The following is a 24,842-nucleotide window of genomic DNA, read 5'->3' as shown; positions in this document are numbered from 1 at the left end:
CACCCGAAATCACCCAAATGGGTCGGAATCGGCCCGACGGGGAATCCGAGAACGACGAAGGCCCGGAACCTCAAGGGTTCCGGGCCTTCGTGCGAAATGCTGGTGCTTACCAGCTGGACTTGGTCACACCGGGCAGCTCGCCACGGTGGGCCATGTCGCGGAAGCGCACACGCGAGATGCCGAACTTCGACAGCACACCGCGAGGGCGGCCGTCGATGACGTCGCGCGAACGCAGGCGCACGGGCGACGCGTTGCGCGGCAGCTTCTGCAGGCCGACACGTGCGGCCTCGCGCTGCTCGTCGGTGGACTCGGGCGAGACGAGCGCCTTCTTCAGCTCGGCGCGCTTGGCGGCGTAGCGGTCGACGACCTCCTGGCGCTGCTTGTTGCGCGCGATCTTGCTCTTCTTAGCCATGGATCAGCGCTCCTCTCGGAATTCGACGTGCTTGCGGATGACCGGGTCGTACTTCTTGAGCACGATGCGGTCGGGGTTGTTGCGACGGTTCTTGCGCGTCACGTAGGTGTAGCCCGTGCCGGCGGTCGAACGCAGCTTGATGATCGGACGGACGTCCTGAGCCTTCTTCGCCATTAGAGCTTCACACCCTTCGCGATGAGGTCCTTGACGACGGACTCGATGCCGCGCGCGTCGATGACCTTGATGCCCTTCGCCGAGACGTTGAGCTTGACGTTACGACCCAGCGAGGGCACGTAGTACGTCTTCTTCTGCACGTTCGGGTCGAAGCGGCGCTTCGTCCGGCGGTGCGAGTGCGAGATGTTGTGACCGAAGCCGGGAACCGCTCCAGTCACCTGGCACACTGCTGCCATGGTGATGTCTCCTTCTGTACCGTGACGCCGGACGGCGCCACCCAAGATCCCTTGTCTGCGCCCACGATCGACCCGGCCGTTTCCGACCCGGAAGAGGATGTGGACACGAACTGCGCGCAGGAGTGCGCACAGACAAGGAGTCAGTCTAGCATGCGCGGCGTGTCGCCTTGACGAAGCCCCTCTCCCGCCGGCCTTCACGCCGCGTTCTCCACAGCGCACCGCGCGCTGGCGCTCTCGACCGGCGCCGCACTGCCACGATGGCGGAGCGGCTGCGACGCCGTCGGATCGGGGGAGACGATGACGGATACACCGCAGCGCGGGCGCTGGCCCGCATCCGCGCGCGAGCTCGGCGATCCGCACAAGTGCCCCTCCTGCTTCACGGTGATCAGCGGTTCGCCCTGCCCCGCCTGCGGGCAGCCGCTGGACGATCCGCGCATGGGGCAGGTCCTCGCGATCGGCCAGACGATGGCGGAGGCGGAGGCCACGCGTCAGAGCATCATGACCGCCGTCCGCGAGAGCGTCGTCGCCGCACGGCAGGCGGCCCTCGCGGAGCGTGCCGCCCTCGCCGAGCAGGCCGCGGTCGCCGCGCAGCAGCGAGCGATGCCGCCGATCTCCGTCATTCCCGCGCCCGTCGACGCCGCCGCGCCCGATGCGTCGGACGCCCGCGGGCTCGCGTCCGATGCCGCACGTGTCGATCCCGTCCGCTCCGCACCGCTTCCCCCGACCTCCGCATCCCCGCATCCGGGGACGCAGTCGCCGGCCGCTGAGCAGACACCCCGCCGTCGCCGGCTCACCGTTCCGGTGCTGCTGCTCATCGTGGGCGTCTCGCTCGTCGGCGTCGCGGCGGTGTTCTTCCTGCTGCTCGCCTGGTTCGTGGCCGGCATCGCGTTGCGCGCGGTCATCGTGGGCGCGATCACGCTCCTCACGATCGGCGGCGCGTCGCTCCTGCGGCGCCGGGGGCTCACGGCGACGGCGGAGGGCATCGCAGCGCTCGGCGTCGTGCTGCTGGGACTCGACACCTGGGCGGTGTACGCCAACGATCTGTTCGGCGCGGCAAGCCTCCGACCGGCCGTGTGGGCGGGCATCGGAGCCCTCGCCGTGGCCGTCATCGGCCGGGCGTGGGCCCGTCTCTCCCGTCTGCGCACTCCCGATCTCGCCGCATCCCTCGCGCTCCCTGCGGGGATCGGGTTCCTGGTCGGGGGCGCCCTCGCACTGCCCTCGTCCGAGGCGCTGATCGCGGGACTCCTGGGCGCCGCGGTCGGCGGGCTCGCGTGCGCGCTTCCCGCTCCCGCATCCTCGGCGCGGTCGGGCGAGGCCGGCGCCGTCGAGCGCCTGATGCTCGCGATCGTCGGCCTGTCCGCTCTCGCGGCGGGCGCACTGCTGACGCCGCTGTTCGTCGAGGGTGTCGGCGCGGCGATCTGGGCCAATGCCGGCGTGCTCGTGATCGGCTCCGCCTATGCGTTCGTGCTGCGCCCGGCGGCACCTGAACGCATCGCCGGCGCGTGGCTCGGCGCTGCGGCATCCGTGCTGGCGACCCTCGCCCTCGCGACCGCCGGGTGGCAGCTCGCCGCCCGCAGCGATCTGCCCGTGTTCGGCGTGCTCGTGGCTCCGGTGATGGCGGTCGCCACGGCGGTCGCGCTGGATCGACTACGGGTTCGGCTGCCCTGGCTGGTTCCCGCCGCCATCGCCGCCGGGGTGATCGCGGTCTGTTCGCTCGCGGTGCACATCGTGATGTGGTCGGCGCGAGCAGCGCTCGCGATCTCCGGGAACTGGTCGCTATGGCGCACGTCGGCGTTCGAGGCCGCCGGCAGCTCGCTCGAGATCCCGCTGCTCGCGCTCGTCACCGCGGCGGTGCTCAGCGTGCTCCTGTTCATCTCTCCCGTGGCACGACGAGACGCCGTGCGGCACCTCCGGCCGATCGTGGGCGCCCTCCTGCTGACCTCCGCCGCGGCCCTCACCCTGATACCGGCCGCCGCGGTCGTGGGCGGTGTCCTCGTGGCGGCGGCCTCCGTCGTGGCCCTGCGCAGGCGTGCGGACACAGTGGGATGGATCGCCGCGGGCTTCATCGGCGCCGGCGCCGCCTACCTGACCGGCCTGTCGGCGATCTGGCTGTGGGTCACCGCCGTCGCCGTCACCGCAGTGCTGCCCGTGGCTCATCGGCTCGCCGCGCGCGCGACGGCTGGGCTCGCCGTCGCCTACGCCGTCCTTCCGATCGGCGTGCTCGCGGTGTCGTCGACGGTCGCGCCGAACGCGCTGGCCGTGCAGCTCGGCGGAGCATCGGATGCGGACGCCGCCGGCTGCGCGTTCGTGCTGCTGCAGTGGGTCGCCCTGGTGTCGGCGCTCGCCTCGCTGCTCGGTTGGCGCGACGTCCCATCGCGCCGGGCGCTCGCCCTCACAACGACCGTGCTGCTCGCCGTCTCGCTCCCCGCGGCGGCGGCACTGGGCGCCTCGCCGCTCGCCGAGCGAGCCCTGCTCGAACCGGGCCTCGGCATCGTCCGGGTGGCCCTGCTAGTCGGCGCGCTGATCGCGCTGACCGCGCGGCACCGCGACAGTCCGGTCGCCTGGGCGAGTGCCGCGTTCGTCGCGCCCGCCGCGGCGTCCGGTGCGGTCACGGTGCTCACCCTGGTCGTCGCGCCGCCGTTCACCGCTACGCTCGTGACGGCCGCGGTCGCCGCGGTCGTCATTGCCGGCGGGGCGGCCCTCGCGCTCCGGGCCCGCATGCCGCGTGTGCGTCTCGCGGCAGATCTGGGTGCGGTGGTCGTGATCCTGCTGGCGGCGTGGCCGACTCCGCTCCCGGGCGGCCGGGTGCTCTTCCCGGTCCCGACCGAGTGGCGCGGCGCGTTCGTCGCGATCATCGCGATCGCGATCGGCGCCGCATCCGTCACCCGGGGCTGGCGCGCCCCGCAGGCGGGCGGGGTTCCCCTCGCCGCAGTTCCGCGACGTCTCCTGGCCTGGCCGGCGTTCGCGGGAGCGACCGCGGCGCTGTGGCTGTGGCTCGGGTCGGCATGGCCCGACGCCGCCCTGGAGGCGTACGTCGTTCCACCGGCCGTGGGCCTCGTCGCGTTCGCGCTCCTGCTGAGCAGGCTCGGCCGCATCCCCGAGGCGACGGTCGCGGCGGCGCTCGGCGTGGGAATGGGGCTTCTGCCGCCCGCGGCCACCGCCCTCAGCCACGACGTGACGCGCGGAATCGTCGCGGCCGCCATCGCGACGGCCATCGCCGGCGCGTCGGCGTTCCTGGCGCGGCTTCGTTCGTCCGCTCCCGGGGTCGCCGCCGCCGCTACGGCGCTCGGCGCACTGCTCCTGGCGGCGTGCGGCCTCGTCATCACCGGACCCGACATCGCCGGCCTCTGGGCGGCGGCCGCCGTGGCGGTGGCACTGATCGTGAGCGCCGGCCTCGCGCGGGAGACCTCGGCCGCCGCGGTGAGCGTCGCGACCGTTGCCGGCCCCGTCGCGACCTTCGTGGCCGCGGCCGCCGTCCTCAGCGCCGTCGCGACGCACGACTCGTTCGCGGTCGGCCTGACCCTGGTTCTCGTCCTGCTCGCCCTGCACCTGGCATCCGCCGGTGCGCACCGCATCCCGCTGACACCGGCACTGCGCTGGACCACGTGGGCCGTCGCGTTGACCGCCGGCGCCCTGATGCTCGCCGGCGGGGTGTTCGCCGAGGTCGAGCTGGCCTTCGCGCCCGCCGGCGTCGCGCTCGCGACAGGGGCGGTCATCGCCGCGCTCCGCGCCGACCGCACCAGCCCCCTCGAGCGCATCGCATGGCTGGTCGGCCTCGCGATCACCGCCCTGCCGAGCGTTCTCGCTCCCGCCGAGCCGCTGCGCACGTGGCTGGTGATCTCGCTGGCGCTCGCGGCCGCCCTCATCCTCGTTCTGGCTCCCCTGCCCGACATCGGCCGCCTCAAGACGCCCTCCGCGCTCGTACTCCTCGTCGCGGTCTGGGCGATGGCGGTGCGCAGCGCGGGAACGGATGCGACGGCACCCACGATCGCGTCTCTGGTCGCCGGTATCGGCACGGTCGCCGTGGCGGTGGGTATGGTCCGGATCGGCGCGCGGACGGGCGTGCCCTCCTCCGTCGCCGCGGTCGGCTCGACCTTCGTGGTCGTGACCGTCGCCCTGCGGCTCGACGGGGCGCCGGCGACGACGGCCGTGACGATGATCTCCGCGGCGCTGGTCGGTGTGGCGTCCGCCCTCGTGCTCGGACGCCAGCGCTGGCGGGGCGTCGCGGCCGTCGCGGCGGTCGCGAGCGCGGTGACGCTGGTCACGGCGGCGGGAACCCGCATCCTGCTCCTGACGGATCTTCCGGGCGCGCTCTTCACGATCGAACCGGAGATCTGGACGCTCGCGGCGCTCGGGCTCGTCACGGCCATCGCGGTCGCCGCGCTGCGCACGCGTTCCGGCAGCCGCGTCGACATCGCCGCCATGATCGTGCTCTCGGCGGCGGTCGGCTCGTTCACGATCGCTGAGCTCGCCGCGTTCGAGGGCGCGCCGTTCACGGTCCGCGTCCTGCTGATCATGGTGGTGCTGAGCGCGGCGGGAACAGCGGGGTGGGCGCTGCGTCCCCGGAGCGGCCTCGTGCTGCTGGGCGCCGCCGGCGCCTTCGCCCTCGTCACCGCCGCGTCGACGGCGCCCTCGGTCATCACGATGATCGAGGTCATCACGCTGCCGCCCGCTCTCGCGGGACTCGCGGTGGGCATCGCCCGGATGCGGGCCGAACCCGCGCGGCGCTCATGGCCCGCGCTCGGCGGCTGGGTCGCCCTGCTGACGCTGCCCTCGCTCGCGTACGACTTCGACGCGGACGCGGCCCTGTGGCGCGTGATCGCGCTGGGCACCGTGGCCATCGTCCTCATCGTCGTCGGCGCGGTCCGCGCTCTGCAGGCGCCGCTCGTGGTGGGCTCAGTCGTGCTGCTCGTTCACGCGATCGCGCAGCTGTGGCCGTGGATCGCCGCCGCCTACGTGGCCTTCTGGTGGCTGTGGCTGGGACTCGGCGGGGTGGCGCTCATCTTCCTCGCGGCCCGCTACGAGAAGCGGATGCGGGCTCTCAAGGCGGCCTTCGCCGCGGTCACCGCGCTGCGCTGAGCCCGGGTCCGGCACCGCGGCCCCAGCGGAACACCGAGACGGTGGGGTCGTCGGGGATCCAGAAGCGCCACGGGAACTCGTCGCCGCCGGCGACACCCGCCACGCCGACGCGCGGGCCGGTGGCGATGTCCCGGCGAGGACTCACCGGCAGGAGGAGTCGGGCGCGCGCCCCCGCCCGACTCCCGTCACTGACGGCGTCGAGGCCGTCGTGCACGGGATGGCGGAGCCCCGACGCGTCGCCGAGACGTCCCGGCCCGCGCGCCAGGTCGCGGTCATGGCGCACGACACCGCGCTCGCTGCGGCGGCGACGAGCCGCATCCGCACCCTCGACGACCTCCGCGCCGCGCAGGAGCACACCGCCGGCGACCCCTTCGGGGCCGCACACCACGTTCACGCAGGAGTGGATGCCGTGGCTCAGGTACACGTAGAGGTGCCCGGGCTCGCCCCACATCGTGGCGTTGCGCGGCGTCGGCCCCATGCGGGCGTGCGAGCCGGGGTCGGGGACGTCACCGGTGCCGCGGCCGTGGTACGCCTCGACCTCGCTGAGGCGCAGCACGACGCGTTCGCCGTCGAGCTCGGTCTCCAGCAGCGCGTCGAGCAGGAGCGGCGCGACCTCCACCGGTAGGGCGCTCAACGCCTCGCGCGTGGCCGGCACGTGCGTCGTCGTCATCGCAGCGGAACCTGGCACCACGAGATGTCGAAGGCGCCGAGGCTGGACACCTCGGTCTCGCTGTCAAGATCCAGGATGTGGGTCTCGACCGTCTCGGGCACCGGCAGGGCGTAGCTCGTCACGTACGGGTTCTTGGCCGCATCCGGCTGCACGAGCACGGCCGCGTAGCGACCGGACGGCGAGACGCACGTCTGCAGCAGCGCCGAGCTCGCCGCCACCGTGAACACCGGTTTGGCGTGACCCTCGCCGTCGACCAGCAGGAGCGAGGAGCCTGCGCCGTTCGGATCGGTGTACTGCCGCAGCGTCCGATCGCCGGTGAGCGGCACGACGCCGCCGAGATAGCCCGTCGCGTCCTGTGCCGAGACGAGCGGCGTCTCCGAGCCGTCGACGAGCGAGATCGTGACGAGGCCGTCGGCGCGGAGCACGATGGCCGTGGTCGAGCCGCGGGCGATGCCCTCGATCTGCGCGGCCGCCCCGAGATCGACGGGGTTCGCCCCCGACGGCGGCGCGAGCAGCAACCGGCCCTGGAACGAGAGCATGAGGATGCTGTCGGTATCGGGGACGAAGCTCCACTGCGCGACGCTCGCCGGCTCGCCCGACACGTCGATGCGGGTCGGCGGGGTATCCGCATCGGCGGGTTTGAGCGAGGCGGTGTAGAGCACGCTCGCCCGGGCCCCCGCGGCCGACATGTCGGGGTCCGTATAGGTGTAGCCGATGGTCTCACCGCGATCGGCGGTCTGCAGGTCCTGAATGGGCCCCGTGCCGGGAAGGGGCAGCGAGCGCTGTTCCGTGCCGTCCGGGTCGGTCACGATGAGTTCGTTCGAGCCGTCGTCGTCGACGACCGACATCACGAGATGCGCACTCGTCGCGCGGAAGTCCTCGATGTGCCGGTGTGTGAAGACGGGAACGGCGTCCTCGCCGGAGAGTGAGGTGCGAAAGACCGTGTCGTGCTCACCGTCCTCGCCGCGCTGCAGCAGGTACACCGACAGCGGTGGGGTGCGGAAGCTCTCGGTGAGGGTGACGGCGGCATCCGATCCCTGCCCCGCGACACCCGAGACGGTGACCGTGTAGTCGGTGTCGTCGCGCAGGGGCAGCGTGAAGCGCACCCCGATGCTGCGGCCGGATGTCTCGACGGCGAAGTCCGCGACCGGGCTGACGGTCACCTGCGACGGGTCGATCGCCGTGAGGGTCTGCGTCGTGGTGAGGATGAGGCGTGAGCCGGATGTGGACACCGCCGCCTGCGGGTCGAACTGCACGTTCGTCACCCGCGGGCCCTGCAGGGTCCCGACCGCGCCCGCGGCGGCGCCCGCGAGCGCCAGCACGGTCAGCACGATCGCGAACGCCCCGAGATATGTGCGGACGCGGCGGCGCCGCGACTGCTCGCGTCGCGACGGGCGCTGGGCCTCAGTACTCATAGGGATCGCTCGGCTCGTCGATCGGCGTGACCTGTTCGGCCACGATCGCCAGTTGTCCGGATCCGGTCGCGCGCACCGTGCCCGACACGGTGACCCACTGCCCGGTGGCCGGCGCGGCCGCATCCGCCGAGATGGCCAGACGCGCGGGCTGCGCGTCGATCACGCAGTGCGTGATGACGAGACGGCTGAGATCGAACCCGCCGTCGATGTCGCCGCTGACGAAGCCCGTGAGGGTCACCGCGTCGCCCTCGAACGCGTCGGGATTGGTCGCCGTGGCGAACACCGCGGCCCAGTCCCCCACCCCGAACTTCGAGGTGTCGCCGGTGGAGGCGAGCGAGATCACATCCGATCCCGCGAACAGCGGAGGCGCGCCGACGTCGCGCGATGCGGCGAGCTCCGCCGAGAGGGATGCCGGCGGGAGCGCCAGCATCGTCACCACGACGCCGGAGGCGAGGAGGCCGCCGGCCACCGCGGCGACGGCTCCCGCCGACACCCGGCGTTCGTGCCCGTCATGCGGGTGATCCTCATCGTGGGCGTCGCCGTGGTCGTGACCGTGGTCGTCCTCCGCCCCGAGCGGCAGCACGAAGCTCAGCGCCGTTCCGACGAGCACGACCACGGCCATGCCGATCGCGAACCACGCTCCGTCCGGGTTGATGTACAGGCCGATGCGGCCGGTCACAGCCAGCACGAGGGTGATGACGGCGAGGGCGGCGGCGAGCCCTGCGCCCAGCCAGCGAGTGAGCACGCTACGCAAGGAGGTTCACCACCGCTCCGAGCGCGAAGGCGAACAGCAGGACCGTGATGACGATCCCGACGAGCGCGCGGGTGGAGAAGGTCGTACGCAGCAGGGCGATCATCTTCACGTCCACCAGCGGACCGGTCACCAGGAAGGCGACCAACGAGCCGGGGGTGAACGTCGAGGCGAACGAGAGCGCGAAGAAGGCGTCGATGTTCGAGCAGATCGAGACGACGATCGCGAGCATCATCATCGCCACGATCGACAGCACGGGGTTCGATCCGATCGCCAGCAGCGCGCTGCGCGGCACGAGCACTTGCACCGCGCCGGCGAGCGCGGAGCCGATGACGAGCGCGGGCATGACCGCGCGCAGCTCGACGAGGAACTGCGCCAGAGAACGGCGCCCGCGGCCGCCGCGCTCGTGAACGACGACCTCGCACGTGGCGCGGAAGCGGTCGGTCAGCAACGCGTCGGGTGACGGGTGGCGACTGTAGAGCCACCCGATGAGGTTCGCCACCGCGTAGCCTCCGAGCAGGCGGGCGACGAGGATGCCGTCGCTGAAGCCGAAGGCCTGGTGGGTCGTGATGATCACGATGGGGTTCACGATCGGTGCCGCGATGAGGAAGGTCATCGTCTCGGACACGTTGAAGCCCCGCATGAGCAGGCCGCGCGCGAACGGGACGTTGCCGCATTCGCACACCGGCACGATCATGCCCAGCAGCGACAGCACCGCACGTCGCGCCCAGGCGCGACGTGGCATCCAGCGCTCCAGGACCCCGGCCGGCAGCCACACCTGCACGAGAATCGAGAGCACGACTCCCAGCGCCACGAACGGCAGCGACTCGATGAGCACGCTGAGCGCGAGCGTGACCCCGTCCTGGAGGCGCGTGGGGACGTCCGCCGGGAGCAGCTGCGGCGCGAAGATGTAGATCGCCGCCATGACGACGATGAGCGCCAGTCCGAGACTCAGCGCCACGGACGTACGCGAGCCGGACGAGCGTCGCGGGGACGCCGACCTCGCGCGCTCGGTGCGGCTAGTCGTCACGCTCATTCGCCCGGGCGGCGGTGCACGCACCGCAGAGCCCGAAGATGTCGACGACGTGCTCGGCCGAGGTGAAGCCGTGGCTCGCGGCCGTGCGCTGGGCCCACTCCTCGACCTCCGAGGCCTCGATCTCGACGGTGAGACCGCACTGCCGGCAGATGAGGTGGTGGTGGTGGCCGCTCGTCACGCAGGCGCGGTAGAGGTTCTCGCCCTCGGGGCTCTGCAGCGAGTCGGCGTCACCACCGGCGGCGAGTCCCGCGAGCGCGCGGTATACCGTGGCCAGGCCGATGCCGGTGTTGTCGTCGCGCAACCGCGCGTGCAGCGTCTGGGCACTGACGAAGCCCTGCGCGTCGGAGAGGGCTTCGCGGACGCGCTCGCGCTGCCAGGTGTTGCGCTGAGCCATGCCCGAATCCTACCCGCGCACCCTGGCAGCGGGCCGGGCGCTGTTCTCAGGCGGCACGCGTCACACGGTCGCGGCGTGCTCCGATCGCGCGGCAGACGATGTAGATGACGAAGGAGATCGTCGTGATGTACGGGCTCACCGGCAGGGTGCCCGCCACGGCGAGCAGGATGCCGCCGACGGCGGAGACGACGCCGAACAGGGCCGCCCACAGCGGCACGGCGAGCGGTCCGGTCGAGATGCGCATCGCGGCCGCGGCCGGGGTCACGAGCAGCGCGAGCACGAGCAGCGCGCCGATGATGTGCACGGCGACGGCGACGATGAGCCCGAGCAGCAGCATGAACGCGAGCGAGACCGCCCTCGTGGGCACACCGCGCGCGGCGGCCGACTGGGGATCCAGCGAGTCGAAGCGCAGCGGGCGCCAGATGAGCAGCAGGCCCACCAGCACCACGACTGCGATCGCGATCAGCACGCCGAGCTGTCCCGTCTGCACGGAGACGATCTGGCCCGTGAGCAGGCTGAACCGGTTGGCGCTTCGTCCGTTGTACAGCGAGAGGAAGAGGATGCCGAGGCCGAGGCCGAAGGGCATCAGCACACCGATGATCGAGTTCCGGTCACGCGCGCGGGAGCCGAGCCAGCCGATGAGCGCGGCGGCGATCATCGAGCCGACGATCGATCCCGTCACCACGTCGAACCCGAGAAGCAGGGCGGCAGCGGCGCCGGCGAAGGAGAGTTCGCTGATGCCGTGCACCGCGAAGGCCATGTCGCGCTGCATCACGAACACGCCGACGAGACCGCCGACGATGCCGAGCACGGCGCCCGCCCACACCGAGTTCTGGACGAGCTCGAGGATCTGGCCGTACTGGGCCACGCCTCCGAACAGCGCGTCGCCGACGTCGCTCCAGTTCATGCGTGGTCCTCGAGGTCGTGATGATGGTGGTGCGACTGCTCCGCATCCGGCGCTCCGACGACGACGAGGCGTCCGCCCGCGCGGAGCACGTGCACGGGAGCCCCATAGAGGTCGCTGAGCACGGCGGAGTCGAGCACCTGGTCGGGGGTGCCGAGCATGAAGGTGCCGCCGGCGATGTAGAGGATGCGATCGACCGTGTCGAGCACCGGGTTGATGTCGTGGGTCACCAGCAGGACGCCGGCCTGACGCTCCCGGCGATGCCGGTCGATCAGCGACACCACGGCCTGCTGGTTCGCGAGGTCGAGACTCGTCAGCGGCTCGTCGCACAGCAACAGGCGCGGGTCGTCGGCGAGCGCCTGCCCGACGCGGAGCCGCTGTTGCTCCCCGCCCGAGAGCAGTCCGACCGGACGGTCGGCGAAGGTCTCGGCACCCACGGCGGCGAGGAGCTCGTCGACGCGCGCCCGGTCGCGCCTGCGGGAGATCGGCAGACCGAATCGGTGACCGTCCACGCCGAGCGCGACGACGTCGCGGCCGCGCATCGAGGTGTCTCGCGGCAGCGGGCGCTGCTGCGGGATGTAGCCGATGCGCCGGTTCCCCGCCCGGGTGACCGGCGCCCCGAGAGCGGTGATCGTTCCCTCACTGAGCCTGTCGAGGCCGAGGATCGCCCGCAGCAGCGTGGTCTTTCCCGCGCCGCTGGGTCCGAGCACGGCGACCAGCTCGCCGGGCGCGACGGTCAGATCCAGCCCGCGCCAGAGGTCGCGTCCGCCGCGCCGAAGCGCAGCGGACGCGATGACGAGCGGGTCGCGCTCGTTCGTCACTTGTCGAGAGCCCCGGCGAGGTCCTCGATGTTCTTCTGCATCCACTGGATGTAAGTCTGGTCGTCCGGACGCGTTTCCGTGAACTCGAGCACCGGAACACCCGCCGTACCCGCCGCGTCGATGATCTGCGTCGTCTCGGCGCCGCCGGCCTGCGCGTTCGCGATGACGACCTTCACCTCGCCCGACTTCACCTCGTTGAGAGCCGCCAGCAGCACGGCCGCGGGCACGTCCTGACCCTCTTCGACGGCCTCGCTGAACTCGTCCGGCGTGGCGTTCTCGAGGCCGGCGGCGGCGATCAGGTAGCCGGGCACCGGCTCGGTCACGAAGACCTCGGCACCGCCGTGGGCGGCCTTGATGTCGTCGAGGGACTTCTCGAGGCCGGCGACCTGCGCGAGGAACGCGGTCGAGTTCGCCTGGAAGGTCTCCGCCTTGTCGGGAACGAGCCGCGAGAGCTCCTCGGTGATGGCCTCGGTCACGTGCTCGATCGTGTGCGGGTCGTACCAGACGTGCTCGTTGAAGCCCTCGATGTGGTCGTGGTCGTGGTCCAGCTCGGAGTGCGGGCTCGCCTCGAGCTCGTCCGTGTCGTGCTCGGTCGCCTCGGTGCCCTGCCAGCTGTCGGAGTACTCGGCGGCCACGATCACCGGCGCCTCGGACTTGCTCGCGTCGATGAGCGAGTCCATGAACGCGTCGTACCCGCCACCGTTCTGGATGATCAGGTCGGCCTTCTGCACCGTCAGCTGGTCGGCCGCGGTGGCTTCGTAGTCATGGGGATCCTGCGCGGCGGACGAGATCACGGGTGTGATCGTGGCCGCATCCCCCGCGATCTCCTCGGCGATCTGGCTGTAGACGTTCGTCGAGGTGACGATGGTGATCGCGCCGTCGGACGCGGAGCTCTGCGACGGATCGGCCGTGGCCGACGCGCATCCGGCGAGCGTGAGGGCGGCGCCGGCGACGAGGGCGGGCGCGAGGAGAAGTCGGGTCTTCAGGGGCATGGCGGTCACTCTACGCCTACTGATAATCGTTATCAAACTCGATACGGTGCGCTTCGGTAGCGTCACTCAGCTCTGCACACTTCGCCAGGGAAGGTCCGCCCCGGCGCGACTGACGGTCTGCGCGGCGAGCGCCGCGGCAGCGGAACCGAGGGCGTGCAACGCCGAGCCATCGGTCGCATCGGAGTCCAGGTAGCCGTCGATCAGCCCGACCATGAAGGTGTCCCCCGCGCCAATGGTGTCGACGACCTGGACCGGTGCGGCGGGGATGCTCACACTCCCCTTGGCGGAGGCAAGGGTTGCTCCCTTGTCGCCTCGCGTGACGGCGGCGATGCGGACGCCCCACCCGAGCACGCGGTCCAGAACCGCCTCGAGCGGCTCCTCGGGGTAGAGGAACGCGGCGTCCTCGTCGCTCAGCTTGACGATGTCCGCGAATCGTCCGAGTTCCTCGAAGCGCCGTCTCGCCGTTCGCGCATCGCCGACCAGGGCCGGACGGATGTTGGGGTCCAGTGTGACGACGACGTCCTCGGTCTGGGAGGCGATGATGTCGAACACCGAGTCCGCTCCGGGCTGCACGAAGACGGCGATCGAGCCGGTGTGCACCAGTCGCGGCTGCATCGGGATGTCGGCTGTCATCCGCTGCCAGCGGATGTCGAACTCATAGCTCGCCTGGCCATCAGCGCCGACGGTGGCAGTGGCCGTCGAGGTGCGCGCGACGAGAGCACCGCGCACCTCTACGTGAGAGCGCGCCAAATGCTCGCGTATGCGCGCGCCCCGCGCATCCGCCGCCAGCTGCGTGAGCAACGCGACCGTGCGACCGCGGCGACCGAGCCCGAGTGCCACGTTGGCGGGGCTCCCGCCCACGTGCTCCGCGACGCCGTCGCGATCATAGGTGACGTCCACGAGTGCTTCGCCGATCACCAGGGCGTCCAACTCTCGCATCCGCTCTCCGCCACCGATGTCCGTCACGTCGTCACGCCGTCGAGAAGGTCAGCGAGGAGAAACGCCATGTTTGCCGAAAGCTGCGCGAAGTGGTCGGTGGCGTAGACCACACCGGAGTGCTCCGACACATGCAGATCGAGGACCGCAGCGGTGAACCACTCGAACGAGACGCAGAGATGCCCGTCACGCAGCACCGCTTCTGCACTCATCGACCGCACGCGACCATCGAGCACGCAACCGATCACCCCGCGAGCGAACTGCAGAACACGCCCGTCCGGCAGCTCGAGAACTGCGACGGAACCCTCCTCACCGGTCGTCAGATGCCCGCCGAGGACCGACGCCAGGAACGACAGCGGGACGTACACGAGCCTCTTGCGGACAACTCGCGCACCGCCCCTCCCGTGGTACTGCGCCGCTTCCCAGATGAACGCAGGAGTCGGCAGCACGACCCTCTCGCCATGGACCCACGCGAGCGGGCGGCCATCGGCGACGGCGAGAGCCAGGGCGTCGCCGGTGCGCGCCAGTTCCGGCGGGGTGGAGGCGATCGAGCCGTCGGTACGACGTCGAAGGCCCGAGAAGAAGTAGTCCCAGACGAACTCGGCGTCATCGAAGGTCTGCCCGTGGTCGCGACCGTGAACGTCGCGGAAGACGACGTCGGCGCGACCTCCCGAGTAGAAGGCGAAGTTGTCCACACCAAGGATCGATATGGCGGGAGGATCGTCGATCTCGTTCACGCGAAGCCAGTAGTCCCGGTTCTGCCTCACGAGCTCCGCGCCCTGTGTGGCGAACGACTGCGGACCTTCGTCGAGGTCGAGACGAGACTGCCACATCGGAAGCGGTCCCCCGGTGTTGACGACGCCGCCCCGATCGTCGAAGAGGAGATCGGCGTCGATCGGCGCCCCCGAGCCCGCCGCGCCCGCGAGGAGGTAGCCGAAGCGTCGGACGAAGGTCGAGGTCATCGCCTCCCCCATGGACATGCCGTGCAGGAAGACCCGCTCCGCGTCGATCGCGTACTCCACCGAGGCCCAGTCGATCACCCCGCGGATCAGGGAGATGTCGTGGTTCGCCGAGGGATCGCGCGGCGGCGGGTTGAGGTAAAGACCCTCTGGATTCGGCGCCGTCATCTCAGCGATCCGCCCGGGCGCGATATCGATCGTCCAGAAACGACGCGACGCGGCATCCGGGAAGACGACCACGAAGCCCTCACGATCGGCGACGTTCGTCCACGACGAGTACACCGCCTGACCCCACCCCGTCATGAGACCGCCGTGCAGCGAGACGACGAGCGGAGATGCAACCGACGGATCATAGGACTCCGGCACGTAGACGTACCACGTGTTCATCGCTGCGTCGACGATTGCTCCGCTGCGCCGTTCGAGTCGAGACGGATACGGCTGCGAATTGTTGCCGTTCTCATTGACGACGATGCTGGTGCCTTTGAGGTGCTCAGGCAGATAGTGCCGGTTGTCGTCGTCCGGGATCCCGGCACGGAGCACCGCACCCGCCCGCCGACGCGGTTCTTCCCTCACGCGCGGATCATCCGTCGTTGCCACCGCCGTGCACCTTTCCGTGTCCTTGCCCGCGCCCATGCCGCGGAACCGGACGGACTGCCCGGCAACTCTCACTATCTCGTGCACCCTCCCCATCGTCAGCCGCCAGGTGGCGGATCGCTATGGCTCGATTGCGGTCGACGGGCGGATCAGGCGGTCGGGCGACGTGGGCGAGCATGACACTGCCGTCGTGAACGGCGCGAACATCGAACGCGAAGGAGACGACGTGACAGAACGTCCCCCCCGCGAACCCATCTGGACGATGCCGTTCCTGAGTCTGTTCGTGATCAACTTCATGATCACGTTCGCGCAGTTCTTCACCTTGGCCCTCGTCCCCAAGCTCGCGCAATCTCTCGGCGCGAGCTCCTTGATGGTGGGAGTGGTCGCGGGGGTGTTCGCCGTGACCGCGCTCGCTGTGCGCCCCGCGGTCGGGTGGGCGACGCTCGTTGTCCGTCACAGCTACCTGCTCGCCGGCACCGTCGTGCTGATCCTGATCGCCTTCGTGCTCTATGCGCTGGCCGACAGCATTCCGGTGCTCATCGCCGCGCGTCTCCTGCACGGAGCGGCCATGGGCTTCTTGGCCCCCGTGACCCTGGCCATGGCCAGCGACGCCCTGCCCTCCAGCCGCATGGCGCAGGGCATCGGAACGTTCTCGCTGGGACAAGCAGTCAGTACCGCGGTCGGCCCATCCGTCGGACTCTGGATGCTGGCGAACTTCGGATACCCGATCAGCTTCTTCATCGGAGCCGGCGTGATGCTGATCTCCGCGCTCCTCGCGCTCCGTCTGCGAAGCGCGGCACCTCAGCGCACCACGGGTGTGAAGTTTCGCTGGTCGACGTTCGTTGCCCGCGAGGCCCTGCTGCCCGCGGCCATCATGTTCTTCCTGGCCGGGGCCTTCTCCGGCGTCAACTCGTTCATCGTCTTGTACGGCGAAGCGCGCGGCGTGGAACAGATCGGACTGTTCTTCGCCGCCTACGCGATCTTCATCCTCGTCTCGCGACCGATCGCGGGAGCCATCGGAGACACCCGCGGACTCGCCGTCGTCATCATCCCCGGGATGGTGCTCTTCGCGATCTCCTTTATCGTCATAGCCCACGTCGACAGCCTTGTCGGTTTCCTGATCGCGGGCGCCGTGTCGGCGCTGGGCTACGGAATCTGTCAGCCCGCCATCCAGACCCTCGCGTTGACCGCCGTCCCGGCGCAGAAGCGCGGCCTCGCCAGCAACACGAACTACATCGGTGTGGACCTGGGTTACTTGATCATGCCCATCGTCGGAGGATGGATCGTCGCCACCCAGACGGACGCCGGGATGCCCGCCGAGGACGCCTACGCGACGATGTACCTCGCGTGCATCGTCCCGGTCACCCTGGGCATGACCCTCTACATCCTGAGCCTGCGTCACCGCCGCCCTCGCCCGGCGCAGACACCCGCCGAAGCATGAGTCCCCCACCAGCCACGAAAGGACCATCATGAAGCCGGTCGTCAATCAGGCGATGCTCATCACGTACGCCGACAGCATGGGCGGCGATCTGCCAGCGCTCCAGCTCATCCTCGACGCACACTTCGCGGGCGCGTTCGGAGGAATTCACATCCTGCCCTTCTTCCCGTCGTCGGGAGATCGCGGGTTCGCCGTGATCGAGTACGACATCGTCGATCCCGCCTTCGGCGACTGGGACGACATCGACGCCCTCGGCCGGGACTACTACCTGATGGCCGACTTCATGATCAATCACGCCTCGATCCGCTCCGCCGAGTTCCTGGACTACATGCAGCGGGGCGATGAGTCCCCGTACAAGAGCATGTTCATCGACTGGAATGAGTTCTGGGGCGGCGGCGAGCCCACCGAAGCGGAGATGGCGGCGCTCTACCGGCGCAAGCAGCACGGTCCGTATCTCGACATCACCCGGGCCGACGGCAAAGTCGTCCGCCTGTGGAACACGTTCTTCGCCGAGCAGGTCGACATCGATCCGTGGCAGCCGGTGACGCAGGAGTACTTCGCCAGGAACCTAGGGCGCCTCGCCGATCACGTCGCCCTCATCCGATTCGACGCGTTCGCCTACGCTGCCAAGCGCCCGGGAACGAACTGCTTCTTCGTCGAGCCCGAGGTGTGGGACGTCCTGGAGATCGGGATGGCGCCGATCAAGGACCGCGGCACGCAGATGCTGCCCGAGATCCACGAGAACTACGAGATCCAACTCAAGATGTCGGCGAAGGGGCACTGGGTCTACGACTTCGCGCTCCCCATGCTGACGCTCCACACGCTCTTCACAGGCCGGACCGACCGGATGCGCCACTGGCTGGAGATCTGCCCCCGCAAGCAGTTCACCACCCTGGACACGCACGATGGCATCGGCGTGGTCGACGTCGTCGGCCTGCTCGACGACGACGAGATCGACTCGATTGTCGACCTCGTGAACGCCCGCACCGAGCACCTCCGGGAGATCCTGCCCCTCCCGGCATCCGTCATCCGTCGGGGCGACAAGGGAGCTCAGCGCTACCAGCTAATGTCGTCGTTCTACTCGGCTCTCGGGGAGGACGATGCGGCCTTCCTTCTCGCCCGCGTCTTCCAGCTGTTCGTGCCGGGGATCCCGCAGATCTACTACGTCGGCGCCCTGTTCGGGGCCAACGATCCGGAAGCCCTCGCCGCCGCTGGCGACGCGCGTGCCGCCAACCGTCACGACTACACCGCCGCCGAGATCGCGGAGCGCGTCCAGAAGCGCGAGATCCAGCAGTTGCTCGACATCCTGCGGTGGCGCAACACCTTCCCGGCATTCGACGGCGACTTCGAGGTCAGCGACGAGGCCCCCGGCGTCTTGGTTCTGATCTGGACGGATGGTGACAGCTCGGCCCGACTGCGGGCCGACTTCCTCCAGCACCGCTTCACCATCACCGCTGCACGTGGTGCGGAGCGGCCGACGATCGTCTTCGAGTCCTGAGCGGAATCACGCCTCGCTCAGGACGACGGATCGTCGAACGGGCGAGGCGTGAGCCGGACGTCGAGCTCCATGTTCTCGGGGGTGCCGAACGAGGCGTAGCGGTGCGCCGCGCACGCGAGCCACAGGTGGTACGCATGCCGGGCATTGCCGAGGTTGAGGTCGAACTGCTGCTGGAGCTTGTCGATGCGCTTCTGCACGGTCGAGTGATGCAGGCCGAGGAGATCCGCCGCACCGCGGATGGATCCGGTCTGTGTCACCGCCGTCACGGTCTCGTCCAGCCAGGGCAAGTTCCCCGCCTCGATGGCACTGATGATGGGGGATGCCAGGAGATCGCTGGTCTGGGCATGGAGGAACAGCGGAGCCAGGACGCCGAGGCGATCCCAGGTGAGCGCCTCGCCGGGGCGCGCCATTCGGAGCACGATCACCGCGCGTTTCCACGAGCTGCGCAACTCTTCGACCGGAACAGCGGGTCCGATGCCGAAACGTCCCTTCCCGCCGACCTGTGGCCCCATGGCGAACGGCGCCGGCTGGATGGTCGCGCCCACGGCGGTACCGCGGACCACGGCGGACGCGCGCAGGCCGTCACCCCAGTCGACCGGGAGATGCGCGACCACATGATATCGGCGAGCCGAGTCAAGACGGAGCGCCGCGAACAACTGCCGGCTGCGCTCCTCCGGGATGGGATCGTTCAGGAGCGTCGCCCATGCCTGCTCGGGTTCGGGGGCCAGGGCATCGAGGCGGTCCGCCCACCGCTGTATGCCCTGTGCGATGCGTTCGAGGACGAGATCGTAGGAGGTGTCCACATCGGTCGACTCGATCCACACGCGATCGGTGTCACCGGGACCGATCGCGCGCGAAGGCCACTCCTCACCCTTGTCCGCTACCGCCTCCCCGCGAAGGCGATCCCCGCCGGGTCCGACCCGCAATGAGAGCCGGCGGCCGGCCAGTGCCACGCCCACCACTCTCGAGGTCAACGCCGCCGCCCCGCGCACGTACGCTTCGGGTCCGACACCGCGGGCATCGAGTGCGTCGAAGTAGTCCAGCACCCGGAGGGCGGCCGCGACGGACTCATCCCGCAGCGCCAATCGGGCAAGGAAGTCTCTCATGTCACCGCACCTCCAGGGATCGGCCGGCGCGCCGGGGGGAACCTGATCGCGGCGAGGGGAGGCCGCGGCACGTGCGGCCGAAGAAGGAACGCTAGCAGGATCTGCCGCGAAGGCGAGGGGAGCCGGAGGTCGTCTCCGGCAGCGCGCCGGGCGTCACGCCATGTCGATGTCGATATCGGGGAGACCGAAGAACTCGAAGGCCTCCTGGATAGCGAGGTCCCAGAAGTCCCACTCGTGCGTGAAACCGTCGCGGATGGAGAACGTCGCATCCAGCCCGATCTCCTCCGCGTGCGCGCGGAACGGGCGCAACGTCGTCATGACGTAGTCGTCGTCGGCTCCGCTGGCGAACAGTAGCCGCGGCAGACGGCCGGTTCCGGCCTGCTCATCGAGCACGCGCCACGAGTTCTCCTCGGACGCGAGGAACGCCTCGAGGCCGCCCGCGTTCTCGACCATGCCTTCCAACCGCTCAGCGAACACATCGCCCGAACGGAAGAACTCGGGCGTCAGATCCGAGAAGTCCCGTGGACTGGCCGAGAGCACCGCCGCCGCAGCGAAACGCTCCGGGTTACTCGCGGCGATCTTGATCGTGCCACGGCCCCCCATCGACAGCCCCGCGAGGAAGTTGTCCTCGCGCCGCGACGAGATCGGCAGCCAGTTGTAGACCAGGGGCATGAGCTCGTGCAGGAGGTAGTCGTACATGTCGTAGCCCAGCATGAACCGACTCCAGTTGGAGTAGTTGCTGTTCAGACCCGACGGCATCACCACGGCCACGCCCTTGCGGGCCGCATACCGCTCCACGTTCGTCTTGCGGACCCAGTCGGTATGGTCGCCGAACGTTCCGTGCAGAAGCCAGACCACCGGCAGCTCGCGCCGCTGGGAGTAGAACTCCTCGGGATCGTCCTCACGGGGCATGTCCGGGAGGATCACGGTGAACGCCTGGTTCGAGCGGAGGAACTTGCTCTCGGTGTTCATCGTCAACAGGGCCATGGTGCGACTCCTCGGGGTTCGGTGCGTCGTGCGGGGGGAACGGTCATGATGCGGGGTGAACCGACGTGCTCTCCTCCTCGGAGGAAGCTTCGGCGGGGACGCGACCGAAGCGGCGTGCGAGCCAATTGGTGCGGGCGGCGAGGGCGCCCTGGGTCACCGCGGCATGCGGGTAGGCGGCGAATCCGTGGAAACCACCACTCCACACGTGCAGTTCGGCGTCACCGCCGGAGGCCCAGATCCGGCCCGCGTAGTCGATGACCTCGGAGCGGAAGATCTCCGCCGAGCCGACCTCGAGGAACGCCGGAGACAGGTCGGACAGCGTGGTTGCGTGCGCCGGCGCGTTGGCGCCCGCGGACGCCACATCGCCGCCTCCTAGCACGAGGCGCCACGCGGCGGCGTTCTCGTCGCGATTCCATGGTCCGTGGGGAAGCTGGCGCGCAGAGTCCCCGTCGGCGAGGGGATCGAGCATCGGTGCGAGCAGAAGCTGTCCGCACAGCGGTGGGCCGCCGCGCTCCCGCGCGAGCTGGGCGACACCGGCCGCCAGACCGCCGCCCGCGCTCATCCCCGCGATGATGAGGGATTCGGGGTCGATGCCCCAGTCCGTCGCTCGCGCGGAGATCTCGCAGAGCGCAGCGTAGCAATCCTCGACGAGCGACGGAGCCGTCACCTCGGGAGCGAGTCGGTAGTCGATCGTGACGACGCTGGCTCCGAAGTCCGAGATCCACCGACGGAAGTCGGGGGCCGCGTCCCATGGTGTTCCGAGCACCATTCCCCCGCCGTGGATGTAAACGATGCACGGACGAGGCTCGCGGGATTCCAACCGCGAGATGTGATGAAGAGGGACGGCGACGCCGTCCGGTGCTGTCGCGGTCGCATCCTCGATGCGAAACCCTTCGTCTGCGAGTTGCGCGCGCGCCGACCCGGACCACGTCCGGAGATCGTTCTGCACCGCAGCGAGGTTCTCGGGTGCGAAATCGAGGACGTAGACACCGGACACCCGAAGGGATGCCTCGAGCTCAGGGTCGTAGGCCGGGCGCACCGGGCCGTCGGGTTCTGCCACGTCAGTCACTCCTTCACCGAGCCCTGCAGGAGAGCGGCACTGAACTGCCGCTGGAAGATGAGGAACACCAGCAACGTGGGGACCATCATCAGCAATGCGGCCGCGCTGAGCATCACGACGTCGGTCGCGTGCGCTCCCTGGAAGCCCGCAAGGGCACCTCCCACCGTGCGGTGTGACGGGTCGTCGATCATGACGAGGGTCAGGATGAAGTGGTTCCACGTCCAGAGGAAGCTCAGGATGAGCATCGTCGATATGGCCGGCCGCGCCAGCGGAAGCTGCACCTGCCAGAAAGTGCGGAACGGACCGGAACCATCCAGCTGCGCCGCTTCCTCCAGTTCACCTGGCATCCCGAGGAAGTGCGCGCGCATCCAGAAGATGCCGAAGGGGATCTGCAACGCGGCCAGAGGGAGCGCGACGCTCCACACGGTGTTGGTGAGGCTGAGGTGCTGCATGGTCAGATACAGCGGCGTGATCAGGCTCTCCGTCGGGATGGTCAAGCCCAGCAGGAACAGCAGGAAGATCACCCCGGCCAGCGGCACGCGCAACCAGGTGAGGCCGTAGGCCGCCATCGTGGAGGCGAGCACCACGATCGGCACCACGATGATCACCAGCGTGGCGCTGGAAAGCATGAGTGTCGGGAACTTCGCCAGCTCGAACGCCGTGACGAAGTTCTCCCAGTGCAGCTCTCGGAAGAACGAGATGCCGCTGGGAAGAGTGTTCGCCGGGGAGAGAGCCACCGACAACAGTGCCACGAAGGGCAACAGCGTGAACAGAACGAGAAGGATCAGGACGACTCTGCTGCCGATCTTCTCCGAGAGGGAAACGCGCATTCGTCAGTCCTTCGCCGCGAGTCGCTGGAGGGGGATGATCACCAGGAGGACGATGGCCATCAGTACGATGCCCATCGCGGCCGCCCCGCCGACCTGCTGTTGCCCGAATGCCATGTTGTAGATGTCGATGCCGGGCACGATTGTCGCGCGGTTCGGACCGCCCTGCGTGGTGATGTAGACGATGTCGAAGCTCGCCAGGGCGGCGATGATCGTCAGCGTGGCGCTCACCACCAGCTCGCGGCGCAGACCCGGCAGCGTGACCGCGAAGAACTCCTGAACGGCGTTCGCACCATCCAAACGCGCCGCCTCGTAGAGCGCCGAGTCGATCTTGCTGATACCCGCGGTGAGCATCATGGTGACCAGGCCGAGAAGCGCCCAGGTCCCGATGAAACCGACGGCCGCCAGTGCGGTGCTCGGATCGCCGAGCCAGGCGCGCGTGACACTCCCGAGTCCGACGGCATCCAGAAACTGGTTGAGCGCCCCCTCACGGGAATAGATCCAGCTCCAGCCCACGGCTGCGGCAACGATGGGGATCACCTGCGGCATGAACAGAATCGTGCGAACCGCGGCGGCGGACCGCCGTCCTACCGCCGCCCGTGTCAGGACGGCGGCGGCCAGCGCCAGAACGATCGTCACCCCGCAGAAGAACACCATCAACTCGAAGGCGTGTAGCAGGGATACGAGCCGAGCCGGGGAGGTGAAGACGTCGAAGTAGTTCGCGAACCCGACGAAGGTCGCCTTCCCCACCCCGTTCCAGTCGTAGAGCGAGTACTGGACCGCGTTCCCGAACGAGCCGAGAACCAGCCATCCGTACAGGGCGAGCGCCGGTGCGACGAAGGTCACTCCGATCAGCGCGCGCCGGCGCTTCGCTGGTGTCTTCAGGAATCCTCCCCGGCCGGCCATCATCGGGTCAGGTCCTTCTCGTACCCGGCCTGGACGGTGTCAATGAAGTCCTGCGGCGTGCGCGATCCGAGCACGAGGGCCTGCATCTCCGGGTTCAGAACGTCGAGCGTGAACGCCGCTGAGCCGTTCGCGATGAAGTCGACAGCGCCGTCGTCGGCGAGAACCTGCTGGAAGGCGGCGAGGGTGGAGTTCACCAGCGGGCTGTCGCTGGGCGGGACGGGCAAGTCCACCGGACCGCCGGGCGAGCTGCCCAGAACGTCCACCACGATCTTCCGAGCCTGCTCGTTACTCTGAACCCAGTTGAGGAAGTACGCCGCCACGTCCTTGTTCTTCGCCCCCTGCGGGATCGAGTAGTTGGCCGGTGATGCCATCGTGTACTGCTTCGCACCCGCATCCACCGGAGGGATGAGGAAGAAGCCGACGTTGTCTCCCATGGCGGCCGTCAGACGCGCGTTCTCCCAGTCGCCGACCGGCACGTAGAGCGCCTTACCGGCCTGGAAGTCGGCCATCATCGTCGGGTAGTCGACCGACAACGCGTCGGGCGAGATCGCCCCGACCTTCGTCCATTCCTGGAGCTTCTGCGACGCCGCGAGCATGCCCGGCTGATCGAAGGTCGCGTCGGGGCGCTGGTAGATCCAGTCATTGATCTCAGGCGCGTTGCCGTACGCGTTCTGCAGTTCCTGGAGGAGGAAAGGCGTTCCGGCGTCCTTCGCGGCGAGCGAGACGCCGAGGTAACCGGCGGCGACGGCATCCGTTGCCGCCTTCTCGAACTGATCGAAGGTCGTGGGCGGGGCGGTGAGGCCGACCTTCGCAGCGATCTCCTTGTTGTAGTAGATGCCGGTGACGTTGTAGCCGATGCCGACAGCGTAAAGCGAACCGGTACCCCGGTCTCCCTCGGGGCTGACCCGCGCGATGCGGAGCAGTTCCTGAGACCAGCTGTCCCACCCGTAGGCGTCGAAGTAAGGGTCGAGGTTGGTCAGCAGACCGTCACGCGCGGGCTGCGCGAGCGCAGGGGTGAAGAGGATGTCCGGCGGGGTGTCGCGCGTGAGGATGCGCGACAGGTTGGTGTTGATGCTGGAGTTCGCCTCGGCGACGACGTCGAAGGTGACTGTCGGGTTCTGCCGGGTGAACTCCTGCCCCAGCTGCGTGACGACATCCGCAGCCTCCTGGCTCGTGAGGATCTGCAGCTTCACCGGATCGCTGGGCAGGGTCGTCGACACATCGGTTGCAGCCGCCGCCGGCCCGTCCTGCCCCGACGATCCGGGCGGTGCGCAGGCGGTCAGGATGGCGGCGGCAGAGGCCGCGACGGCGATAGCGACGGCACCACGGTGTGACCGTCTCGGACGACGAGCGACTGCTGTGTTCGGGCTCATAAGTTCTCCTCAGGGGTATCGACGTTGACCCTTTCGCTTGAGTCTTGTCAACGCGCCGGGGCGCGGTAGCCGCAACTCGTGCGCACTCCGAACGCGCGCATCCGCCGGGTGGCGGCAGGCTCGTCGAGGCGTTGCTCATGCTCGTCACCGCCCGAGGCCGGCTGAGGTGGTCCGCCCTGCCCGAGTTGCGACGCACGTGCGCATCTGCGCCAGTCTTGCGCACATGCGGCAGTGGGTATCTGGCGCAGTTGCGCAAAAGTGTGGCGCCTTGCGT

General features: G+C 69.5%; 22 protein-coding genes. 3 read left to right on the top strand and 19 right to left on the bottom strand.

The window, feature by feature from the left end:
• Positions 1-106 precede the first annotated feature (106 nt).
• From rpsN to rpmB, 3 genes are read right to left on the bottom strand one after another with little or no spacing between them, the layout of a single operon-like run.
• Positions 107-412 (bottom strand): 30S ribosomal protein S14, encoded by a 306-nt coding sequence (gene rpsN / locus SK224_RS05200; protein WP_137418588.1) that lies wholly within the window; start codon positions 410-412, stop codon positions 107-109.
• A gap of 3 nt (positions 413-415) precedes the next feature.
• Positions 416-586: a 50S ribosomal protein L33 gene (rpmG, locus tag SK224_RS05195; protein WP_005051772.1), complete on the bottom strand. Its 171-nt coding sequence runs from the start codon at positions 584-586 to the stop codon at positions 416-418.
• The gene (gene rpmB, locus SK224_RS05190) at positions 586-822 is read right to left on the bottom strand and encodes a 50S ribosomal protein L28 (RefSeq protein WP_137418587.1); all 237 of its coding nucleotides are present in this window, start codon (positions 820-822) and stop codon (positions 586-588) included. The genes rpmG and rpmB overlap by 1 nt, the downstream gene beginning before the upstream one ends.
• Positions 823-1,119: 297 nt before the next feature.
• On the opposite strand from rpmB, the gene SK224_RS05185 reads away from it, so the two are divergent.
• Positions 1,120-5,901, top strand: coding sequence for an SCO7613 C-terminal domain-containing membrane protein (locus SK224_RS05185; protein ID WP_320433696.1), 4,782 nt, complete (start codon positions 1,120-1,122; stop codon positions 5,899-5,901).
• On the opposite strand, the gene SK224_RS05180 is transcribed toward SK224_RS05185, so the two are convergent.
• The 10 genes from SK224_RS05180 to SK224_RS05135 all read right to left on the bottom strand — a co-directional run bounded on the left by SK224_RS05180 (position 5,885) and on the right by SK224_RS05135 (position 15,352).
• Complete coding sequence (locus SK224_RS05180; protein ID WP_320433695.1) at positions 5,885-6,571, bottom strand: DNA-3-methyladenine glycosylase; 687 nt, start codon at positions 6,569-6,571, stop codon at positions 5,885-5,887. The two genes, SK224_RS05185 and SK224_RS05180, sit on opposite strands and share 17 nt — an antisense overlap.
• Positions 6,568-7,986 (bottom strand): hypothetical protein, encoded by a 1,419-nt coding sequence (locus SK224_RS05175; RefSeq protein ID WP_320433694.1) that lies wholly within the window; start codon positions 7,984-7,986, stop codon positions 6,568-6,570. The genes SK224_RS05180 and SK224_RS05175 overlap by 4 nt, the downstream gene beginning before the upstream one ends.
• The gene (locus tag SK224_RS05170; RefSeq protein WP_320433693.1) at positions 7,976-8,731 is read right to left on the bottom strand and encodes a TIGR03943 family putative permease subunit; all 756 of its coding nucleotides are present in this window, start codon (positions 8,729-8,731) and stop codon (positions 7,976-7,978) included. The genes SK224_RS05175 and SK224_RS05170 overlap by 11 nt, the downstream gene beginning before the upstream one ends.
• 1 nt (position 8,732) lies before the next feature.
• Positions 8,733-9,773 carry a permease gene (locus tag SK224_RS05165; RefSeq protein WP_320433692.1) on the bottom strand — a complete coding sequence of 347 codons (1,041 nt, stop codon included), beginning with the start codon at positions 9,771-9,773 and terminating at the stop codon, positions 8,733-8,735.
• On the bottom strand, positions 9,757-10,167 hold the full coding sequence (locus SK224_RS05160) for a Fur family transcriptional regulator (protein WP_137418581.1): 411 nt from the start codon (positions 10,165-10,167) through the stop codon (positions 9,757-9,759). Before SK224_RS05160 ends, SK224_RS05165 begins: the two co-directional genes overlap by 17 nt.
• A gap of 46 nt (positions 10,168-10,213) precedes the next feature.
• Positions 10,214-11,074, bottom strand: a complete 861-nt coding sequence (locus tag SK224_RS05155; protein ID WP_320433691.1) for a metal ABC transporter permease — start codon at positions 11,072-11,074, stop codon at positions 10,214-10,216.
• Positions 11,071-11,892 (bottom strand): metal ABC transporter ATP-binding protein, encoded by an 822-nt coding sequence (locus SK224_RS05150; RefSeq protein ID WP_320433690.1) that lies wholly within the window; start codon positions 11,890-11,892, stop codon positions 11,071-11,073. The genes SK224_RS05155 and SK224_RS05150 overlap by 4 nt, the downstream gene beginning before the upstream one ends.
• On the bottom strand, positions 11,889-12,884 hold the full coding sequence (locus SK224_RS05145) for a metal ABC transporter solute-binding protein, Zn/Mn family (RefSeq protein WP_320433689.1): 996 nt from the start codon (positions 12,882-12,884) through the stop codon (positions 11,889-11,891). Before SK224_RS05145 ends, SK224_RS05150 begins: the two co-directional genes overlap by 4 nt.
• A 66-nt stretch (positions 12,885-12,950) precedes the next feature.
• Positions 12,951-13,850 carry a PfkB family carbohydrate kinase gene (locus SK224_RS05140; protein ID WP_320433688.1) on the bottom strand — a complete coding sequence of 300 codons (900 nt, stop codon included), beginning with the start codon at positions 13,848-13,850 and terminating at the stop codon, positions 12,951-12,953.
• Positions 13,847-15,352: a hypothetical protein gene (locus SK224_RS05135; RefSeq protein WP_320433687.1), complete on the bottom strand. Its 1,506-nt coding sequence runs from the start codon at positions 15,350-15,352 to the stop codon at positions 13,847-13,849. The genes SK224_RS05140 and SK224_RS05135 overlap by 4 nt, the downstream gene beginning before the upstream one ends.
• A 247-nt stretch (positions 15,353-15,599) precedes the next feature.
• On the opposite strand from SK224_RS05135, the gene SK224_RS05130 reads away from it, so the two are divergent.
• Together SK224_RS05130 and gtfA are read left to right on the top strand one after the other, a co-directional pair.
• On the top strand, positions 15,600-16,814 hold the full coding sequence (locus SK224_RS05130; RefSeq protein ID WP_320433686.1) for an MFS transporter: 1,215 nt from the start codon (positions 15,600-15,602) through the stop codon (positions 16,812-16,814).
• A gap of 28 nt (positions 16,815-16,842) precedes the next feature.
• Entirely contained in the window at positions 16,843-18,309 is a 1,467-nt protein-coding gene (gene gtfA / locus SK224_RS05125; protein ID WP_320433685.1) for a sucrose phosphorylase, read from the top strand.
• A 17-nt stretch (positions 18,310-18,326) separates the two neighbouring features.
• On the opposite strand, the gene SK224_RS05120 is transcribed toward gtfA, so the two are convergent.
• From SK224_RS05120 to SK224_RS05095, 6 genes are all read right to left on the bottom strand, one after another.
• Positions 18,327-19,415 carry a helix-turn-helix domain-containing protein gene (locus tag SK224_RS05120; protein ID WP_320433684.1) on the bottom strand — a complete coding sequence of 363 codons (1,089 nt, stop codon included), beginning with the start codon at positions 19,413-19,415 and terminating at the stop codon, positions 18,327-18,329.
• 153 nt (positions 19,416-19,568) lie between these two features.
• Positions 19,569-20,402: an alpha/beta hydrolase family protein gene (locus SK224_RS05115; protein ID WP_320433683.1), complete on the bottom strand. Its 834-nt coding sequence runs from the start codon at positions 20,400-20,402 to the stop codon at positions 19,569-19,571.
• 43 nt (positions 20,403-20,445) lie between these two features.
• A complete protein-coding gene (locus SK224_RS05110) occupies positions 20,446-21,462 on the bottom strand; it encodes an alpha/beta hydrolase (RefSeq protein ID WP_320433682.1) in 1,017 nt (338 codons plus the stop codon).
• Between the two features lie 5 nt (positions 21,463-21,467).
• Entirely contained in the window at positions 21,468-22,292 is an 825-nt protein-coding gene (locus SK224_RS05105; protein WP_320433681.1) for a carbohydrate ABC transporter permease, read from the bottom strand.
• A 3-nt stretch (positions 22,293-22,295) separates the two neighbouring features.
• Complete coding sequence (locus SK224_RS05100; RefSeq protein WP_320433680.1) at positions 22,296-23,198, bottom strand: sugar ABC transporter permease; 903 nt, start codon at positions 23,196-23,198, stop codon at positions 22,296-22,298.
• The gene (locus SK224_RS05095; RefSeq protein ID WP_320433679.1) at positions 23,195-24,568 is read right to left on the bottom strand and encodes an ABC transporter substrate-binding protein; all 1,374 of its coding nucleotides are present in this window, start codon (positions 24,566-24,568) and stop codon (positions 23,195-23,197) included. The genes SK224_RS05100 and SK224_RS05095 overlap by 4 nt, the downstream gene beginning before the upstream one ends.
• Positions 24,569-24,842: the final 274 nt, after the last annotated feature.

Origin of the sequence: Microbacterium sp. BG28, from assembly GCF_034044005.1 — a bacterium.
Lineage (GTDB): Bacteria > Actinomycetota > Actinomycetes > Actinomycetales > Microbacteriaceae > Microbacterium.
The sequence above is the reverse complement of the archived record's forward strand: the minus strand, read 5'-3'. Positions and strand labels throughout refer to the sequence as shown.

Excerpts from the sequence above, each read along its gene's own strand:
- SK224_RS05175 (WP_320433694.1), bottom strand. The coding sequence starts at position 7,986 with ATGAGTACTGAGGCCCAGCGCCCGTCGCGACGCGAGCAGTCGCGGCGC.
- SK224_RS05180 (WP_320433695.1), bottom strand. The coding sequence starts at position 6,571 with ATGACGACGACGCACGTGCCGGCCACGCGCGAGGCGTTGAGCGCCCTA.
- SK224_RS05105 (WP_320433681.1), bottom strand. The coding sequence starts at position 22,292 with ATGCGCGTTTCCCTCTCGGAGAAGATCGGCAGCAGAGTCGTCCTGATC.
- SK224_RS05155 (WP_320433691.1), bottom strand. The coding sequence starts at position 11,074 with ATGAACTGGAGCGACGTCGGCGACGCGCTGTTCGGAGGCGTGGCCCAG.
- SK224_RS05095 (WP_320433679.1), bottom strand. The coding sequence starts at position 24,568 with ATGAGCCCGAACACAGCAGTCGCTCGTCGTCCGAGACGGTCACACCGT.
- rpsN (WP_137418588.1), bottom strand. The coding sequence starts at position 412 with ATGGCTAAGAAGAGCAAGATCGCGCGCAACAAGCAGCGCCAGGAGGTC.
- SK224_RS05185 (WP_320433696.1), top strand. The coding sequence starts at position 1,120 with ATGACGGATACACCGCAGCGCGGGCGCTGGCCCGCATCCGCGCGCGAG.
- rpmB (WP_137418587.1), bottom strand. The coding sequence starts at position 822 with ATGGCAGCAGTGTGCCAGGTGACTGGAGCGGTTCCCGGCTTCGGTCAC.
- SK224_RS05165 (WP_320433692.1), bottom strand. The coding sequence starts at position 9,773 with ATGAGCGTGACGACTAGCCGCACCGAGCGCGCGAGGTCGGCGTCCCCG.
- gtfA (WP_320433685.1), top strand. The coding sequence starts at position 16,843 with ATGAAGCCGGTCGTCAATCAGGCGATGCTCATCACGTACGCCGACAGC.
- SK224_RS05120 (WP_320433684.1), bottom strand. The coding sequence starts at position 19,415 with ATGAGAGACTTCCTTGCCCGATTGGCGCTGCGGGATGAGTCCGTCGCG.
- rpmG (WP_005051772.1), bottom strand. The coding sequence starts at position 586 with ATGGCGAAGAAGGCTCAGGACGTCCGTCCGATCATCAAGCTGCGTTCG.
- SK224_RS05160 (WP_137418581.1), bottom strand. The coding sequence starts at position 10,167 with ATGGCTCAGCGCAACACCTGGCAGCGCGAGCGCGTCCGCGAAGCCCTC.
- SK224_RS05100 (WP_320433680.1), bottom strand. The coding sequence starts at position 23,198 with ATGATGGCCGGCCGGGGAGGATTCCTGAAGACACCAGCGAAGCGCCGG.
- SK224_RS05145 (WP_320433689.1), bottom strand. The coding sequence starts at position 12,884 with ATGCCCCTGAAGACCCGACTTCTCCTCGCGCCCGCCCTCGTCGCCGGC.
- SK224_RS05115 (WP_320433683.1), bottom strand. The coding sequence starts at position 20,402 with ATGGCCCTGTTGACGATGAACACCGAGAGCAAGTTCCTCCGCTCGAAC.